We start from the raw sequence: 17638 nt of genomic DNA on the forward strand, positions 1-17638 counted from the left end.
CATGTTTGCACTCTGTGATGTGAATTCGTTCTACGCATCATGCGAGACGGTGTTTAGACCTGATCTGAGGGGGCGGCCAGTGGTCGTTCTGTCGAACAATGATGGTTGCGTAATCGCACGAAGCGCCGAGGCCAAGGCCGCTGGAATTACCATGGGGGAGCCATTTTTCAAGCAAAAGGAGCTTTTCCGTCGCGCTGGCGTTGTTTGCTTCAGCAGCAACTATGAGCTGTATGCTGATATGTCGAACCGGGTAATGACGACGCTTGAAGAAATGAGCCCCCGCGTTGAAATTTACAGTATCGATGAAGCATTTTGTGACCTGACGGGCGTTAGGAACTGCCGGGACCTGGCGGAGTTCGGCAAAGAGATCCGCGCTACGGTTCTGAAGCGTACGCACCTGACTGTCGGGGTTGGCATCGCGCAGACGAAAACCCTCGCCAAGCTGGCAAATCACGCCGCCAAGAAATGGCAGAGGCAGACGGGCGGAGTGGTTGATTTGTCCAATATCGATCGCCAGCGTCGGTTGTTGTCTATTGTGCCGGTTGAGGACGTATGGGGCGTTGGCCGCCGCATCAGTAAGAAGCTTAACGCCATGGGTATTAAAACGGCTCTGGACCTCTCAGAGCAGAGTACGTGGATTATCCGTAAACACTTTAACGTGGTACTCGAGCGAACGGTCCGGGAGTTGCGCGGCGAGCCTTGTCTGGATCTGGAGGAGTTTGCACCGGCTAAGCAGGAAATCGTCTGCAGTCGGTCATTCGGCGAACGCGTGACTGAGTATGAGCAGATGCGCCAGGCTATCTGCAGCTATGCCGCCCGTGGTGCTGAAAAATTGCGTGGTGAGCATCAGTACTGCCGCTTTATCTCTGCGTTCGTGAAAACCTCTCCCTTTGCGCTTAACGAGCCGTATTACGGTAACAGTGCATCTATGAAGCTTCTTACACCCACTCAGGATTCCCGCGACATTATCAACGCCGCGGTAAAGTGCCTGGACAAAATCTGGAAGGACGGGCACCGCTATCAAAAGGCAGGAATCATGCTGGGAGATTTTTTCAGCCAAGGGGTGGCGCAGCTGAACCTTTTCGATGAGAACGCGCCGCGCGCTGGTAGCGAAAGGTTGATGGAAGTGCTCGATCACCTGAACGCAAAAAACGGAAAAGGAACACTCTACTTTGCCGGACAGGGCATTCAGCAGCAGTGGCAGATGAAGCGTGAAATGCTTTCGCCACGATATACAACAAGATATTGTGACCTTATTTGCGTAAAATAAGGTCACATTTATTTTAACCAGCATATGATATTTTAAAGTCTTGTTAATATTTCATTTAACGTACCGTTTAATCGTTTTATTGCGCCATATTTGAAATTTGGTTTTTTAGATCGTAAATAAATATATGTATGTATTTCGAGTCGTATTAAATGTGGTTTTTCTTCACTTAAATATTCTCTGATATTGCTAAAGGCATATAGGTTAGCTAAGTAGGAATCAAACGATTCGATATCTATAGGTTTCCAGGATAATAATAGGTGCTTTAACAAAAACGAGCTGCCAATAATCTGCAAAGGTCTGAACCTTGAATAATCATCAAGGCTATCAATGCTTTTAGTGGTATCAATGCTGTACCATCCATCATATTCTACTGCATGGCGTAGTGATTTAATTGTAGCTGCGGTAATGTGGCTTTCATATTTTTTCAGAAAAATATTCATGTAAGGATCTTGGTTCATCGATGATAAACCGTAGCGTCGCAGGTGATCAAAGCCACCTTTCTTATCAATGAAATCAGAGATTTCTTCAAGGCTAAAGTCATTTGCCATTTGTTCAATGTAATCTTTGCTTAATAACGGATTCGTCGGTAAATATTCATTTTCAGTGAGGAAGATGTAATTCCGTACCATTAACATCCATGAGTATATTGGCACAATCCTTTTCTTTGTAATTATGTCATGGAAACATTGGGATAATGAAATTTCATCAACATTATGGATATGAGGTTGATCTGCAATGGCTATATCTTCGAGAGACATTTTTTTTGGGGTTGAAAATATCACTTCTTGTGTTGATTGTGAAGATTCCAGCCCCATGCTGTAATCTCTAACAATATCGGGGATTGCATATTTTCTATATAATGTCCACAATTCTTTTTCAGAATATGAGTCGTTGTCGTCTTGATTTATGAGGTAATTTTTTGGTGAGTGCTTATGCAGTATTTCTATGCTTTTATTGTGGCTATGGTGGAGGATAATTGATGAGGTTATACAACCAATAACGTCACTTGAGCGAACATTCCATTCTTTGTCAGGATTGCTATTAATGTATTCATATAAAGGAAGGATTTTATCGATACATCTATTAATAATACGAATATTAACTATGTCTTGATTTTTGATTATGTTCAAAAAAGCTTGTTTATCAGTTTCTGGAAGTGGTGATAACCTAGGGAGGATAATATCACAAAGCTCTTCAAAATTTGGTGTGAAAGATATAGTGTCAGAAATTAACTTTTCTTTATGAGTTATTTCAAAGTTGGCTTCTTTAGATGTGTTCCCAACTACTATAAAATCTAATTCTCGGTTCTCTTTCTGAGAATAGAGTGTATGACAGTAATTAAGGATTAATGATGTGACTTCTTCTTTGTCGACGCGCTCAATATCATCTAAAATAAATATTCCAGAAAGGCTTGATAATACTTTTCCTTTGATGCTAGCCCCTATGGAGTTAAATAAAGATTTTATGACGCCAGAGTCATCAGGACTTCCGCGGAGTAAGCTGGCACTATCAGCTATTGAATTAATCTGATGTGTGATGTTTTCAGTGTCGGCAAGATAGTAACATTCAATAATCTTTGATTTAAAATCTTCTAGCGAAGAAATCCCCAAGAGAGAAATATAAAAGTATGTGTTTTTATCATATAAATCCTTAAGCCTGGTTTTGATAAAATGCGTCTTTCCAGTACCCCAAGCACCATCAATAAATAATAAACCGTCTCGGTCTATTTCAATTAAAGGTATTAGTTTTGTGACAAAGGATGAGATTGAGTTTTCCATAAAATGCCTCGGGAATAGGGAGTTCTATTAATGATATTTATAATATAATTAATAGAAAAGCTGATCAAGAATTAAAAATATTAACTAAAACTATTGGATTTTGATTTTTCACATTCCCCACGGCACGCGTCACGGCGTGCCAGATAAACTTGTCGGCTGGCACAGCGCCGTCGGCTGCTATCTCCTCAGCTTCTTTACCGCCTAGGTCCTGACGCATCCACTCACGTGCCGCTTCTGCAGACAGAACCAAGGGGCGGCGGTCGTGAATATCAACCAGGCCTTTATCAGCTGCAGACGTCACTATCAGAAAACCTTCTGCTTCATCGCCGCGTTCGAACGGCGTACTGCCGATCGCAGCCATAAATATCGGTTGTCCATCGGCACGGTGGATGAAAAACGGCTGTTTCTTGTCGCCTTCCTTCTTCCATTCGAACCACCCATCTGCAAAGCAGATCGCCCGGCCATGCTGCCACAAAGATTTAAACATTCGACTCGTGGCCGCAGTTTCGACGCGCGCGTTAATCAGTGGCGGCTTATCCCACCACCCGGGCGCATAGCCCCAGAACACTGGATCGAGATGCAACTGCTCGTCACGTTCGCTCAGCAACAGAACTTTGGTACCTGGCGCCACGTTGTAACGTCCAATAGGTTCAGGGTCGTATGCGATGTCGCGATCGGCTTCATCGGCCAGGTAAGCCAGATATTCTTCACGCGTTTGAGCTTGTGCAAAGCGTCCACACATAGAAACCTCGAACCAGATGTCAGACTTAAAGTATAGGGCAGGGAGAAGAAGGGGGGCGCACTGGCTAAAGTTAGGGGCAAATTTAGGGGCAAAAATGCGAAATAGGGGCAAAACAAGGGCACAAAAAATGTAGTTCTGGGTAGCTTCAGGGAGAAGTTATAATGCTATAACTAATTGAATTAAATGATAAAATGAATGATATCAATGGGTTGGGAAAATCAGCGTAGCTTATTAAGATTGTATTGCTCTTTTTTGTTAATCTCTTGATTCTCTTGCATTGAGTACTACCTTCGGAGCCAGCAGGGGCAAAAATTGTATGCCGCGTATGGTACGGATTCCGGCGGCGAATGCCAGCACGTTTTACTGCTGCGTGAAATCTGGCGCCGATACGTGATAAAGGGTAGCTAAGTAACAGATACACCTCTGCCACTTTATCTCCGCTTACAGCACCTCAACCAATTCAAATTCTTCTGCGACCAGTTCCATATCTTCAGAAAAATGGCCTTCGCGGAAGAAAAATCGCTGATGCTCTGTCTGCCAGTATTCAAGGCTTAAATCACCTTCACCCTCTTTACGAGCGAATTCCTCATTAACATCGCAAAAACGCACCAGTCGCATGGAAACCAGCCGGATCACACAGACCGGGACATTCTGACCATCAAGGATTATGTTGTAGCTTCCTATCCGTGGAGCAGACACATCCTGCGAGTACGAGGCAAAAGATCCGCAGGTGGCCGTTTTGAGCCCTTTTTTAATCAGGTCCGCTAGTTCGTTCGCCAGTGCCGGGCTGTCACCCATTTGCCAGGCCTGTGCGCACGGGTATTTCATTTTTAATTCCTCAACCGTCACCATTCAACTTCCCTCATAACTTTTATCAAAAGAAACATACCAGCGGTTTTAGCATAAACATCGTCGATACCAGAAGCGTACTCTGCTTTACTGACACCTTTTTTCACTGGTGGGCAGGAAAACAAAGCGTTGCGCTTATTGCTCAAGTAAATATATCCTTGCGGAGTTATCTGCGTGGTGAATCCATGGCCGGTAGCCAGGCGCGTGACGTTGTATAACAAAGAAAAGTCACCGGGATAGATCCTCCACCACGCTTTTTCTGTAACTTTTATCCCATTGGAAGGGGTTAACGTGTTCAAGCTTAATTCATCGCTACTGGTGGCGTTGCTACTGTCAGGCTGTAGCGCCGATCTGGTTCTCAGCCCACCTAAACAACCTGAATATAAGTCGATGCCTGAAATAACGCAGTCTGTGACGCCATCACAACAGCGTGCAATCATGGCTGGCGAGCGGCCTGACTGGTCAGAAAGAACGCCGGTCAAGACCATAAAGCAGTACTAATAAGCTCGTATCAACCAGGGCTGCCGTTCGGCGGCCTTTTTATTTTCCCCTTTGAGAACGTAAAAAGATGGAGGCTGGTTTGCGGGAAAATTTCTGACGCCTGACATGGTATTTCTTTCTTTATCAACCATGCTTAAGACGAAGACAATTCAATCACTTCAGCATCACCGAAGCGGCAACGTCACTCGAGTCGAGAACCCTGAATGCGCCATGCACCTATCTCCTTAGCTGCAGCCACGGCAATTTTTATGCTGGGCGTTTTTATCATCAATTTACAGGTTTGGTATTCTGCACGGGCTGACAGCCTTGCAGGGGCGCACTATGTCGTGCGAAACATGAACGTCATTCTTAAAGAAGCCCGTCATGCGACCCAGATAGCAATGCAGCTTGCTGAGAATGAGTGTGATGCTGAAGGGCAGTATCGGCTCGGTACTGAAGCGGCATTACAACCCCATCTGAGAACGATCGTTATTCTGAAACAAGATGCGGTCTGGTGCTCCTCTTTACCGGGAAATCGCGTGTTGCTGGTTAACGGCTCAGCGCTGCCTCAGGCATCATTGCTCCTTGTTCCATCGAAAAGTACGGTCAACGGCCTGCCGGTTCTTTTATACCAGACAAACCATGCCGGAAGCCGAATCATGGTGAGCATCAGCGACAGCCATATCCGGGATGCGCTGAATATGCCATTACGTGGCGTGGCGTATTCACTGCAAGTCGGCAATCGTCGTTTAGGCCAATCCGGCGATGTGTTGACGGCACCCCATGCAAACAAAGATGTACTGACGGTAAAAGACGCTGATTATCCCTTCGCGATTCAATTTAACGCTCCGCCTCTTTTTAGCCTGACGAGATTATTCGACCAGGCCGGTGGGGTGTTGTTATTTCTGCTGCTCATTTCCTCTCTTCCTGCTTATCTTTTGCAACGCTATCTCTCTAAGGATATTTCGCCTGAAGATTCACTGCGCACCGCCATCTACAGAAATGAAATTATTCCCTATTACCAACCCGTCGTGAGCGGAAAAGAGGGCACCTTGCGCGGTGTCGAGGTGCTGGCCAGATGGAAGCATCCGCAATCAGGGTTTATTTCTCCCGCGTCGTTTATTCCTCTTGCTGAAAAATCAGGGTTAATTATTCCATTAACCCAAAGCTTAATGCGTCAGGTTGCAATGCAGATGAATTCAATTTCTACGCTGCTGCCGGAAGGATTCCATGTAGGAATTAACTTCAGTGCGTCTCATATCGTGGCTTCTACTTTTTTTGAAGAGTGTCTGAATTACAAGCGCAGCTTTGTGCAACAGGATCTGAACCTTGTCGTTGAGGTGACCGAGCGCGAACCCCTCCACGTAGATGAACATCTCGTTAAGACCCTGAATGAGCTGCATAACAACGGATTTGCAATCGCGCTGGATGATTTTGGAACGGGATATTCTGGCCTGTCCTACCTGCAGGATCTGCATATTGATTACATCAAAATCGACCAAAGCTTTGTGGCCAGGGTTAACGCCAATGAGGACTCAACCCTGATCCTTGATTCGGTACTGGAATTAGCAAAAAAACTCTCAATTAGCATTGTGGCGGAAGGTGTTGAAACGCAAGAGCAACTTGATTATCTCATCCGTAATGACATCCGGTTTTTACAGGGATTCTTCTTCTACAGACCTCTTGCTTTCAAGGAACTGGTCAAAGTCCTTTTGTCGAAGCCTAAAGTTAAAGTGACGGTGGAATGAGGGTTTATACAGCTATAAGTGTTTCTCCCGAAACATGACGAAGATAACGTATAATGCGTCTTCCAAACCGCTCAACAATCCAGTGACGCATTCAATGACTCTCAATCGCTTTTGTTACTCACTCCTGATATTCGCTGCATTCGGCAGCCTTTTATCATCGAATCCTGTGGTCGTGTGGTTTCTGCTGATCAATGTGCTGACAGTGGTGATATATGGTGCCGATAAAATGGCGGCGCGGAAGGGGATGAGAAGAGTGCCGGAAGCCACGCTGCTGGTATTTGGCGTAACCGGCGGCTGGCCTGGCGCGATTGTGGGCCAGCAGTTCTTTCGCCATAAAACACAAAAGCAGCCTTTCAAAACCTACTTTTTCTTGAGCATTGTCGTCAGCATCGCCGTGATGGCGGCGGTTTACCATTTCTCTCCTGTTTCTTCGTTATGAGCGTATTGACCTCAAGTTAACTTGAGCTTTTAAGATGTCAGCACCACGTTGATAAAGGAGTAACATCTTAAAATGAAAGACATTGATGTAGGTTTCACTCATGTCGCGTTTATGGTCAGGGACCTGGAAAAGAGTATTGCCTTCTATCGTCGCTATGCCGGTATGGAGGTCATTCATTTGCGTGAACCCGACATCCCTGATGCAAGAAAAGTCGCATGGCTTAGCGACCATACCCGTCCTTTTGCACTGGTTCTTGTACAGGCCGATACCGTGACCGATACGCCGCTGGGCAGTTTCGGGCATCTGGGAATTGCCTGCGCGACCCGCGAAGAAATTGACAGAAAAACCGCGATGGCCACCGCTGAAGGCGTGCTAAGGAAGGCACCTGAGAATGTAGGCGATCCCGTCGGCTACTATGTCTTTTTTGCCGATCCCGATGGAAATACGTTAGAGCTGTCATTCGGACAGCGCGTCGGTCTGGAAGCGATCCGAACGGCCAGTCGGAATAAATAAAGCGAAGATACGTTAGCAACAGGAAACAGACCGCGTCGCGCGTCGTTAATTGATCCTCCATCACTGCCAATAGTAGTAGGATTATTCTTAAGTTGTTGCTGTTTTTTGCACAATCTGAATAATACGTGCAACACCACGGACGATAACATCCCATGAAAATAGTCTCTATTACGCTGGCAGTGCTGGCGCTTTTTTCTGCGCCTGCCTGGTCCGCTTTTCAGGAGCGGGAATATAATACCTGGTATATGAAAAATGCGGTGCTTTATGATATGACGCAGACCTCGGAAGGTTATCCCGTCATGGTGAGCGTATCCCAGCCTGGGAGGAAATCCGCTAATTTGCTGGTCTCATATATTACGGAAGGGCGCTGTGGTGAGAATAAGCTGCCACTCAATGTGAATGGTAAAGTGCTTCCCGCAAAATATCATTGTGTTCAGATAGGGAAAAACAGAATTGAACATTTTTCAGTTGTGGATGCGGACAGCGTCAATGGCATTGTGACGCATTTAAAATCTGATTTCACTATTCTCCTGCAAAACGATATCAAAATTTGGGCGGCAAATATCAAAACACCAAAATACGGGCTGACGCCGAGATTCTGACGATGAAATGTCTGTCTCACGACAGGTATTATTTCTATCATGGTAATCATTTATGAAATAATAGTGTCATGGTGTTATTAATCAAAATATGGAGTAAGTGGCCCTGTTTTTTTACGTATTGAAATGGACTGTATGCTAAACGGTACGAAACCGCACAAATAATCCTTACTGACATTATGGATAAAGCTCGCTACCAGACTTACGCTTGCTAACGGCGTTTTAGTTGTTCAGCACATCTTTATTGGTAAGGAGTAGAAAATGTCACATCCTAATAGTCTGGATTTGCTAAGCCGTAAAGAAGGAATGTGTTTGTTAGAGCAAAGCATGGGTTTTGTCTGGCAGGCAGCACTTCGGGCGGTCGCGGTATTAGGGGTCGCAGATCGTCTGGTTGAAGGAAAAAAATCCGTTACGCAACTGGCGGAGGAGCTTAGTGTCGATGGCGACTATCTTCATCGGATCATGCGCTTATTGTCCTCTCGCGGGGTGTTCAACGAATTATCTGAAGCTGAATACAGTCTTAGCCATTCAGCACAATTCCTCTGTTCTGAGCATGAATTTTCCTTGCGTGCGGCGGTGCTCATGCTGACAGACCCAACATTCTGGCAGCCAGCGGCTAAAATGGATGAAATATTGCAAGGCAAACCTGTTTTTAATGATTTGTTTGGCAAGCCTTTTTACGAGTACTGGCAGCATGATGACACGATGACTGACAGCAACATTTTTCATGCGGGTATGGCCTCTATGTCATCCGTAGAGAATGAAGTCATCGCAGATAGCTATTCGTTCCCTCAAAACGCAGTCGTTGCCGATATCGCCGGTGGGCTGGGTAACTTATTGTTGGCCGTTTTACGTCGAAATCCGACCTTAACGGGGATCCTCTTCGATCAAAAAGACGTGCTTGAGCGGAATCGACTGCACCTGTTAAAGGATAATCGTCGATGGAAGACCGTTGAGGGGAGCTTTTTTGAAGCCTGTCCTGTAGCGGACATTTACCTGCTTAAATATATTTTGATGGACTGGCCTGATGAGAAAGCGGTTCAGATACTTCAATCGTGTAGAAATGCAATGCAAGAAAATTCCCGATTATTAATTTTTGAACCACTTATAAAAAAAGAAAATAATGAGCAGGGACGATTTGAAATTGACCTTCTTCTTTTAACAAGCTTTGATGGAGGGCGGGCAAGAACGGAGTCTGAGTATCAGACCTTGTTTGAAAAGACCAGTCTGAAGCTAAACAGTATAATAGACACTCGTTCGTATCTGTCGATTTTAGAAGTCGTACCTGTCTGAACTACGTAAATTATATTCACAAAGCGAGTGTCCTCATTCCGTTTTACCGGATTCCTGCTACGCTTGTCTGTTGTATCAGGAGCATGAGCATGATGAACAAAGACGAACAAACAGGTTTAGTGGGCTGGCGATTGGGGCCGCCGTCATTGGGCTGGTTTCAGCGCAGAAACCGATCCATCGCAACAGTATTGTCGATGAACTGGTCAGGCTCGGCAGGCAAAAAGGCGATGGTGTAGAAGACGAGGTTTTCGTCAAAGCCGCCGAGCTGGTGAGAAAAGGGGTATAGCCTATGGCTGAATGTCGTAATGCGCAGTGCCATTGCGGTGCGGTGGCCTTTACCGTTGCGCTCACGGATGGCCTGAATACCGCGCGGCGCTGCAGCTGTTCCTTTTGTCGCATGCGGGGCGCGGTCGTCGTCTCTGCGCCGCTGTCAGGGATTAGCGTGACCAAAGGTGAGGATAAGCTTACGGAGTATCGCTTTAACACGGGGACGGCACGGCACTTCTTCTGCTCGGTGTGCGGGATCTACACGTTCCATCAGCGGCGTTCCAATCCAAACGAATACGGCGTGAACGTTGCCTGCTTCGAAAACGTCTCACCGTTCGATTTCCCTGAAGTGACGGTGATGGACGGGGTTAACCATCCCGCGGATGGAGACAGCGGGGTGTTTGGCTACCTCTCTTTTCGCAAGAAAGGGACAGTTGAGGCGTAATTGCCGCCTGGCCACTCTGTAATCAGCCTGGCTATAGTGGAGGGTGGTTATCTGAAACAGGACAAACTATGCTTTGTGTTGAAAAAGACGATCCGCGTGAGGCCCCTGAATCAGGTGATAAAAAGCCTCAACCCGTGAAAAAATAACGCGAACTGCGCGTTTACCCGCCACCGGCACTGCTGGTGGCTTTTAATTTCCGCGGGAGCAATATTAACCACCATCGAGGTGGTTCAACACAGCGCCGAGATGACCGACAATATCAGCAAAATCAAAAATTAACGCCATCCAGATGAGCGCTAAAAGAGTAAGTACGGCAACGGATACACGACCAAACAACGCTGTTATCCCTTGTGATGAAAAGGTTATCGTCTGAGTTTAACCAGCTTTCCCTCAACTTACCCTCAACCACACGATTCCAGAACCTGTTTTTTGTGACGAGCTTCAAAAAAGGGGGTGAGCCCGCACCATCATGCGGGCTCTGGCAATCAGAACTGGTAAACCAGGCCCAGTGCCACGACATCATCCGTGCCGATGCCGTTGTTTTTGTAGAAGCTGTCATCTTCATCCAGCAGGTTGATTTTGTAATCAACGTAGGTGGACATGTTTTTGTTGAAGTAGTAGGTCGCGCCGATGTCAGCGTATTTAACCAGATCCTGGTCGCCCTGGCCGTTACCGAGGTCCTTACCTTTAGACTGCAGGTAGGAAAGGGACGGACGCAGGCCGAAGTCGAACTGGTACTGTGCGGTCACTTCGAAGTTTTGGGTTTTGTTGGCCACGGCGTCGGTGTTATCACCGTAAGGCGTCATATTGCGGGTTTCAGAGTACATGGCTGCCAGATAGATGTTATTGGCGTCATATTTCAGGCCCGCAGTCCATGCATCCGCTTTATCGCCGCCCGCAGTGGTATTCATCACTTGCTCGTTGGTACGGTCAGAAGAGGTATAGGCTGCACCTGCGGTAATCCCCATGCCGAAGTCATAGGTGGTAGAAATACCGAAGCCGTCACCGTTCTCGTGACGCGTGTCGCGACCGTTGTTGGTGCCTTCCTGATTGTTGCTGGCATCTTCATTTTTGCCCTGATACTGCAGCGCAAAGTTCAGACCCTGCACCAGACCATAGAAGTCGGTGTTACGGTAGGTGGCCACGCCGTTGGCACGGCCGGTCATGAAGTTGTCGGCTTTGGTGTAGGAGTCCCCGCCGAACTCAGGCAGCATATCGGTCCAGCCTTCTACGTCGTACAGAACACCGTAGTTACGACCGTAATCGAAGGAGCCATAATCACCCACTTTGATACCGGCGAAGGCCAGACGCGTCCAGGACTGGTTATCAGACCCTTCGGTGTTATTAGCCTGAATGTTGTATTCCCACTGCGCGTAGCCGGTCATCATGTCGTTGATCTGGGTTTCGCCTTTGAAGCCCAGACGCATGTAGGTTTGATCCCCGTCAGCGCCTTTATCGTCGGAGAAATAGTGCAGACCATCTACTTTTCCGTACAGATCTAATTTGTTACCGTCTTTATTATAAATCTCTGCTGCATGAGTTGCGCCAGCCATTAACAGAGCCGGAATCATCAGGGCCAGTACTTTTCTTTGCATTATGATATTCCTTTGCGGTTGTTTTTATTTAATTACCTGTTGAACTTCCTGAATGAGAAAGTTGTCTCATGCTAAATCACTCCTGAGTAAGAGTAATAAATTATAATTGTTACGAACTAAGTAAAATCTAAACCGAATAAATCAACGGTAATAGTCATTGGTTTGATGAATGTCTTAATGCAAAGTATATGAAATTAAAATTATTAATCAGGCGTTAAGTAAGCTATTCTTGGCGGCGTTATATGCCTTTAAGATTATTTATCCATAATTCGCGTGAATATTATTTAGGAGACTAAATAGATATTTAATGATTATCTGGATTCGCCCGGTGTGAATACACCGGGTTTTTTTTATGGCAAAAAAAAGCCCGGACACGCCGGGCTGAGAAACTAGTCGCTGGTCGATTTTTCGGCTTTACCCGCTAGCTGCGCCAGGAAGTCATACCGTTTTTGCAGATCGGCCGCGGCGTCTTTCCATAGCTGTTCGGCCACTTCCGGTTGCTGCGCGTTAAGGCGACGGAAGCGCTGTTCCTGCATTAACGTCTCGGCCAGGGCATCTGACGGTGGACGAGAGTCCAACGCCAGCGGTAACTTACCTTCGTCCGCACGGCGCGGGTCGAACCGGTACAGCGGCCAAAAGCCGGTCGCGGTCAGCTGTCGCATTTGATCGTGGCTGAGTGCCAGGTCGTAGCCATGCTCTTCACACGGGCTGTAGGCAATGATCAGCGACGGGCCTGGATACGCTTCCGCTTCCTGGATAGCCTTCACCGTCTGGTTAAGCTGGGCACCCAGCGAGATTTGTGCGACGTAAACGTGACCGTACATCATCATGCTCACGCCGAGATCTTTACGTGCCTTGCGTTTCCCGTGTTCACCGAATTTCGTGACTGCGCCAAGCGGCGTCGCTTTCGACGCCTGACCACCGGTGTTGGAATAACACTGCGTATCCAGAACCAGGATATTGACGTTTTCGGTCAGGCTCAACACGTGATCCAGTCCACCGAAGCCGATATCGTAAGCCCAGCCGTCACCGCCAATCAGCCAGATTGATTTTTCAACCAGCGCGTCCGCGTCGGTCAGCAGCTGTTCAGCGCCCGCTACGCCCTGCAGCGCCTGACGTAGCTCAGCAACCTGCTCACGACGTTCTTCTGGCGTTGCATCCGTGTGAAGGGCGTCATTGAGCTCAGCAGTGATCTGCCCGGCAAACTGCTCCAGCAGACGCATCACGCGTGCGCGATGCTGGTCGACGGTCAGGCGGAATCCCAGGCCGAATTCGGCGTTATCCTCAAACAGCGAGTTTGCCCACGCCGGACCGCGACCGTTGGCATCAGTGGTGTACGGCGTGGAGGCAGGTTACCGCCATAGATAGATGAGCAGCCGGTAGCGTTGGCAATCAGCATCCTGTCACCGTACAGCTGGGTAAGCAGCTTGATATACGGCGTTTCACCGCAGCCTGAACAGGCGCCGGAGTATTCAAACAGCGGCGTGATCAGCTGTGAAGTGCGAATATCAATGCGTTCCAGTTTGCTGCGATCGATTTCCGGCAGATTCAGGAAGAAGTCATAATTAACCTTCTCCTCTTCAACATGCTCCAGACGCGACATCATATTGATGGCTTTGATCTCCGTGTTCTGCCTGTCTTTCGCCGACAGACCTCGACGCACAGGTTACAGCCGGTGCAATCTTCCGGCGCGACCTGCAGAACGTATTTCTGTCCGCGCATATCGCGGGATTTCACATCCAGCGAATGCAGGCTGGCCGGCGCGGCCTCCATCTCTTCCGGTGACACCACTTTGGCGCGAATGGCAGAGTGCGGCAGGCCGCCACGCAGTGGTTGCACTGGGTACACAGCTCTTCCTTCCAGATGGGGATCGCCTCGGCGATGTTTCGTTTTTCCCAGCGGGTGGTGCCCATTGCCAGGTGCCATCGGGCGGCAGCGCAGAGACGGGCAGGGCATCACCCAGCCCGGCCAGCATCGCCGCCGTCACGGTCTTCACGAAATCAGGCGCCGCATCGGACACGACTGGAGGGCGGTTCGGGCTTGCGGCATTGACCGCCTGCAGCGGCACCTCGAACAGCGACTCGCGCGCCAGCGCCAGCGCCTGCCAGTTACGCTCGACCAGCTCCTGGCCCTTGCTGCTATAGCTTTTGGCAATCGCGCCCTGCAGTTCCGCCAGCGCGCTGTCGCCCGGCAGGATATTCGTCAGATGGAAGAAGGCCATCTGCATAACGGTATTGATACGCGCGGCAAGGCCACATTCGCGGGCAATTTTCGCCGCGTTCACTACAAAGAAACGGGCTTTTTTCTGGTTCAGCACCGCCTGCACTTCCTGCGGCAGGCGGACCAGACCTCATCTGCGCTGTATGGCGTATTCAGGAGGAAAATACCGCCAGGCTTCAGGCGCTCGGCCATCTGTACTTATCAATGAACTGCAACTGGTGACAGCCAACAAAATCAGCCTGAGAAATAAGATACGCAGAGCGGATGGGCTGTTCGCTCACCCGCAGGTGGGAAACGGTCAGGCCACCCGCTTTCTTGGAGTCATAGACGAAGTACCCCTGCGCGTACCACGGCGTGGAGTTACCGATGATTTGATATTGTTTTTGGTCGCAGAGACGCTGCCGTCACTGCCCAGACCATAGAACAGCGCCTCGAGCTTGGCGGTTGAGGGCAGGGTGTTTTCCGGCAACGACAGGGACAGATTCGTCACATCATCATAAATGCCGACGGTAAAGCGCGGCTTGGGCTTCCCTTCGCTGAGCTCGTTGAATACCGCCAGCACGCAGTCCGGTCCGAACTCTTTGGAGACAAACCATACCGCCCTCCGATCACGCGCGGCAGCGTTTCACGTTCGCCATGATTAAAGGCCTCGGCCAGAGCCGTCATCACATCCAGATACAGTGGTTCCGCCTGCGCCCCCGGCTCTTTGGTGCGATCGAGCACCGCAACGGTACGCGCGCTCTGCGGCAGTGCTGAGAGCAGGTGTTTCGCCGAGAACGGCCGAAAGAGGCGCACTTAAGCACACCAACCTTTTCGCCGCGCGTCAGCAGCTCGTCAACAACTTCCTCGCAGGTGCCAATGCAGAGCCATCAACACAATGACCCGTTCCGCCTGCGGATGCCGTAATACTCAAAGGGTTTGTATTCCCGACCGGTCGCGGCGGCAAAGTCATTCATCGCCTGTTCAACATGGTCGTAAACCGCGTTGTACCATGGGTTCGTGGCCTCGCGGGACTGGAAATAGGTATCCGGGTTCGCCGACGTGCCGCGAATCACCGGGTGTTCCGGATTCAGGGCGCGGGCGCGATGCGCGTCGATATCCGCCTGCGGGAGGAGATTCAGGATTGTCTCGTCAGCCAGCGGACGATTTTGTTAATTTCGTGAGAGGTGCGGAAACCATCAAAGAAATGAATAAACGGCACCCGGCTTTTGAGCGTGGCGATATGCGAAATTAAGGCAAAGTCCTGGCTTCCTGAACGCTGCTGGCGCACAGCATCGCGCAGCCGGTCTGGCGTACGGCCATCACGTCTGAGTGATCGCCAAAGATAGAGAGCGCGTGGGTGGCCACGGTGCGCGCCGCGACGTGCAGAACGAAGGGGGTCAGTTGCCCGGCGAGTTTGTACAGCGTCGGGATCATTAACAACAATCCCTGAGAAGAGGTAAACGACGTGGAAAGCGCGCCGGTCTGAAGCGCGCCGTGCACCGTGGCAATCGCACCGGCTTCAGACTGCATCTCAACCACTCTCGGACATCGCCCCAAACGTTTTTTAACCCGTTACCGCCCAGGCGTCTGCCTGCTCAGCCATGGTCGAACTTGGCGTAATCGGGTAGATGGCGATAACTTCACTGGTGCGAAACGCGACTGAGGCAACTGCACCATTACCGTCAATAGTTTGCATAGGACAACACCCTTACATTGCGCAAAAAATAGGGGTCTGTATAACGACGACAAACCTGAATATTATCTGTGTATTCTAGCAAACGGGGATTTTTACGATTTTCGCTTTTGTGTCCTCGTATTCTCGCCATCAATGAGTAGATCAAACTTTTGGCGAAAAAAATTGCGAGAAATTGTTTCTGGAGCGCATAAATACGCACTTCCGCTCTCGACGACACGGGATGGGATGCCTATTATGCATAAGTTTCGCATTATTCATGGGGAGAGAGCATGCGCTCAGCATTTTGGGTAGGGTGTGCCGCATTATTGTTGTCGGCATGTAGCAGTGAACCCGTTCAGCAGGCAACGGCAGCCCACGTGGCGCCGGGAATGAAGGCGGCGATGTCCAGCTCGGGTCAGGCTAACTGCGCGATGATTGGCGGCTCGCTGTCGGTTGCCCCAGCTTGATGGTTCTGCGATTGGGATGTGCGCCTTGCCAAAACGGCAAACGCTGTAGTGAACAGTCGCTTGCCGTGGAAGCTGCGGTAACTACTGATTATTCTACACGCTTAAACATCAGCGTTTTATCGGCTGTCGCCAGCGTTAACTGGTCTTCCGTCAGGTCGACCTGCGCCCCTTTGCGCAGCATGTCGCCGATGGCCTGATCCAGCTCATTCAGCTGTGGTTCAGTACAGAGCTTGCGCGTCATGGCCAGCGTTTTCACCTTAAGCTCGCCTTCGGACAATTTCCCCTGTCCGTTGAAGCGGTTACACATCTGGCCAGAAACGCTGATGTTATTCACCAGGCTGATATCAGGCAGGGCACTAAAACTGATCTCAGGTTGCGTTGTCGCGGTCTTAACGGCCTTACCGTTCACATTTTCCAGCACAAAGCGGTGGTTCTGAAGTTGCTCCGGCTGAACGGAGGCTTTACCCGGATTAACGCACCCGGTAAGGACAAGACTGATAACACTTAACGCAATGAGCTTTTTCATTTTTCTTCTCAAACTATAAATACTGTGAATCTTTTTCCAGTGTAACGATACTCTGCCGTGCGTTAATGGGGTTTATCTGAAAGTGCGGGGGAAGGAGACGGGCAACGCTGCGGTTGCCCGGGATGAGTTAATGCGATTTAAACCCTGCTGCCGTCATCAGCATACGAAAGAGCATACTGACCGCAGCCAGCGCCAGTACGCTGCCGCCCCAGATAATGGCCAGCCACAGCAATCTTTTCCAGACCGGTTGTTGCATCAGTGATAACCCTCCCCATGCTGAACTTTGCCGCGGAAAACGTAGTAACTCCAGAAGGTGTAGACCAGAATTACGGGAATGATCAACAGCGCGCCGACCAGCATAAAGCCCTGGCTTTGCGTCGGTGCGGCGGCCTGCCACAGGTGATCGACGGTGGAATAATATGCGGCCAGATGCTGATCCCAAGCCCGCTAAAGCCGAGGAAGATTAGCCCCAGCGTCAGGATAAACGGACGGCTATGGCTGTCGGGATTATTCAGGCAGCGCCACTGGTACAGGCTAAAAATCACTACCAGAGCAGGGACGGGCAGCAGATAAAACAGGTTCGGCAGCGTAAACCAGCGCGCGGCGATGGCCGGTTGCGCCAGCGGTGTCCAGAGGCTGATCGCCGCAATAAACGCCAGTAGCACGAGTAACAGGGTTTTCGACACCGCACGCATTCGCTGCTGCAATGCGTTTTCGCTTTTCATCACAGCCAGGTCGAGCCTAACAGCG

Annotated in this window: 16 protein-coding genes and 4 pseudogenes; 10 read left to right on the top strand and 10 right to left on the bottom strand. The window is 49.3% G+C overall.

Annotated elements, in window-relative coordinates:
* Position 1 precedes the first annotated feature (1 nt).
* Positions 2 to 1270, top strand: a complete 1269-nt coding sequence (locus CWR52_RS23030) for a Y-family DNA polymerase (RefSeq protein ID WP_104948412.1) — start codon at positions 2 to 4, stop codon at positions 1268 to 1270.
* A 32-nt stretch (positions 1271 to 1302) separates the two neighbouring features.
* Here CWR52_RS23030 and CWR52_RS23035 read toward each other — a convergent pair whose 3' ends face one another.
* The 5 genes and pseudogenes from CWR52_RS23035 to CWR52_RS23350 all read right to left on the bottom strand — a co-directional run bounded on the left by CWR52_RS23035 (position 1303) and on the right by CWR52_RS23350 (position 5127).
* A complete protein-coding gene (locus tag CWR52_RS23035) occupies positions 1303 to 3048 on the bottom strand; it encodes a P-loop NTPase fold protein (RefSeq protein ID WP_104948413.1) in 1746 nt (581 codons plus the stop codon).
* A gap of 64 nt (positions 3049 to 3112) precedes the next feature.
* A complete protein-coding gene (locus CWR52_RS23040; RefSeq protein WP_104948414.1) occupies positions 3113 to 3790 on the bottom strand; it encodes an SOS response-associated peptidase in 678 nt (225 codons plus the stop codon).
* A gap of 313 nt (positions 3791 to 4103) precedes the next feature.
* Positions 4104 to 4193, bottom strand: a pseudogene (locus CWR52_RS23635) (hypothetical protein); the annotation flags it as partial.
* 38 nt (positions 4194 to 4231) lie between these two features.
* Positions 4232 to 4642, bottom strand: a complete 411-nt coding sequence (locus tag CWR52_RS23050; RefSeq protein WP_167467769.1) for an ASCH domain-containing protein — start codon at positions 4640 to 4642, stop codon at positions 4232 to 4234.
* A complete protein-coding gene (locus CWR52_RS23350) occupies positions 4636 to 5127 on the bottom strand; it encodes a hypothetical protein (protein ID WP_129546944.1) in 492 nt (163 codons plus the stop codon). The genes CWR52_RS23050 and CWR52_RS23350 overlap by 7 nt, the downstream gene beginning before the upstream one ends.
* A gap of 216 nt (positions 5128 to 5343) precedes the next feature.
* Between CWR52_RS23350 and CWR52_RS23060 the strand changes: the two genes are divergently transcribed.
* The 8 genes and pseudogenes from CWR52_RS23060 (at position 5344) to CWR52_RS23505 (ending at position 10569) form a co-directional block, all read left to right on the top strand.
* The gene (locus tag CWR52_RS23060; protein WP_104948416.1) at positions 5344 to 6867 is read left to right on the top strand and encodes an EAL domain-containing protein; all 1524 of its coding nucleotides are present in this window, start codon (positions 5344 to 5346) and stop codon (positions 6865 to 6867) included.
* A gap of 94 nt (positions 6868 to 6961) precedes the next feature.
* Positions 6962 to 7306, top strand: coding sequence for a DUF1294 domain-containing protein (locus tag CWR52_RS23065; protein WP_104948417.1), 345 nt, complete (start codon positions 6962 to 6964; stop codon positions 7304 to 7306).
* Between the two features lie 72 nt (positions 7307 to 7378).
* A complete protein-coding gene (locus CWR52_RS23070) occupies positions 7379 to 7819 on the top strand; it encodes a VOC family protein (protein ID WP_104948418.1) in 441 nt (146 codons plus the stop codon).
* A gap of 152 nt (positions 7820 to 7971) precedes the next feature.
* Complete coding sequence (locus tag CWR52_RS23075) at positions 7972 to 8421, top strand: hypothetical protein (protein WP_104948419.1); 450 nt, start codon at positions 7972 to 7974, stop codon at positions 8419 to 8421.
* 258 nt (positions 8422 to 8679) lie between these two features.
* The gene (locus CWR52_RS23080; RefSeq protein ID WP_104948420.1) at positions 8680 to 9711 is read left to right on the top strand and encodes a methyltransferase; all 1032 of its coding nucleotides are present in this window, start codon (positions 8680 to 8682) and stop codon (positions 9709 to 9711) included.
* Positions 9712 to 9800: 89 nt separating this feature from the next.
* Positions 9801 to 9997 (top strand): annotated as a pseudogene (locus CWR52_RS23085) (hypothetical protein).
* A gap of 3 nt (positions 9998 to 10000) precedes the next feature.
* A complete protein-coding gene (locus tag CWR52_RS23090) occupies positions 10001 to 10423 on the top strand; it encodes a GFA family protein (protein WP_104948421.1) in 423 nt (140 codons plus the stop codon).
* A 68-nt stretch (positions 10424 to 10491) separates the two neighbouring features.
* Positions 10492 to 10569 carry a hypothetical protein gene (locus CWR52_RS23505; RefSeq protein ID WP_223239581.1) on the top strand — a complete coding sequence of 26 codons (78 nt, stop codon included), beginning with the start codon at positions 10492 to 10494 and terminating at the stop codon, positions 10567 to 10569.
* A gap of 339 nt (positions 10570 to 10908) precedes the next feature.
* On the opposite strand, the gene ompC is transcribed toward CWR52_RS23505, so the two are convergent.
* Positions 10909 to 12018, bottom strand: a complete 1110-nt coding sequence (gene ompC / locus CWR52_RS23095; protein WP_045908842.1) for a porin OmpC — start codon at positions 12016 to 12018, stop codon at positions 10909 to 10911.
* A 389-nt stretch (positions 12019 to 12407) separates the two neighbouring features.
* Positions 12408 to 15916, bottom strand: a pseudogene (gene nifJ / locus CWR52_RS23290) (pyruvate:ferredoxin (flavodoxin) oxidoreductase).
* 269 nt (positions 15917 to 16185) lie between these two features.
* On the opposite strand from nifJ, the pseudogene CWR52_RS23110 reads away from it, so the two are divergent.
* Positions 16186 to 16450, top strand: a pseudogene (locus CWR52_RS23110) (DUF333 domain-containing protein).
* Here the strand turns inward: CWR52_RS23110 and hslJ are convergent.
* The 3 genes from hslJ to CWR52_RS23125 all read right to left on the bottom strand — a co-directional run bounded on the left by hslJ (position 16451) and on the right by CWR52_RS23125 (position 17613).
* Entirely contained in the window at positions 16451 to 16888 is a 438-nt protein-coding gene (gene hslJ, locus CWR52_RS23115) for a heat shock protein HslJ (protein ID WP_048029814.1), read from the bottom strand.
* 127 nt (positions 16889 to 17015) lie between these two features.
* A complete protein-coding gene (locus CWR52_RS23120; protein WP_008501283.1) occupies positions 17016 to 17144 on the bottom strand; it encodes a DUF2474 domain-containing protein in 129 nt (42 codons plus the stop codon).
* An 82-nt stretch (positions 17145 to 17226) separates the two neighbouring features.
* Positions 17227 to 17613 carry a cytochrome d ubiquinol oxidase subunit II gene (locus CWR52_RS23125; protein ID WP_414650397.1) on the bottom strand — a complete coding sequence of 129 codons (387 nt, stop codon included), beginning with the start codon at positions 17611 to 17613 and terminating at the stop codon, positions 17227 to 17229.
* Positions 17614 to 17638 lie beyond the last annotated feature (25 nt).

The organism is Enterobacter sp. SGAir0187 (assembly GCF_002952735.2).
GTDB lineage: Bacteria > Pseudomonadota > Gammaproteobacteria > Enterobacterales > Enterobacteriaceae > Enterobacter > Enterobacter quasiroggenkampii.